The sequence below is a fragment of the Erwinia plantamica genome, assembly GCF_043420595.1.
Classification (GTDB): domain Bacteria; phylum Pseudomonadota; class Gammaproteobacteria; order Enterobacterales; family Enterobacteriaceae; genus Erwinia; species Erwinia aeris.
The window spans coordinates 1-380 of record NZ_JBGCUC010000146.1 but is presented as its reverse complement, the minus strand read 5'-3'; the positions used below and the strand labels follow the sequence as shown (position 1 = coordinate 380).

Below are 380 nucleotides of genomic sequence, written 5' to 3'. Positions count from 1 at the left end.
CATGGTCCAGAGGTGGCGGCCCAGGAGCTGCCAGTCGGACCTGGTGCACCCGCGATCAGCTTTCGCAACGTCTCCATCTGCTATGCCGGCAGCGCGGGACCCGCGGTGTCGGATTTCTGCCTGGAAATAGCGTCAGGCGAAACGGTGGCGCTGGTCGGGCCATCGGGAAGTGGCAAGAGCAGCCTCCTGCACATCCTCCTGGGGCTTGCGCCGCTCACTGCCGGCCAAATCTTCGTCGGCGACACGGCGATAGAGCCGGGCGGTTCGATCGCGCCGCTCGCAGCCTGGGTAGGGCAATCGCCCCTGATCCTCCCGGGCACCATTCGCGATAATATCGCGATGAGCAAGCCGGATGCGAGCCGAGAGGAGATCGCCGCGGC

1 protein-coding gene is annotated in these 380 nt (G+C 66.3%); it reads left to right on the top strand.

What is annotated here, in order from left to right:
* Positions 1 to 380: ATP-binding cassette domain-containing protein (locus AB3U87_RS22525; protein WP_394150683.1), on the top strand; the 380-nt coding region annotated here is incomplete at both ends.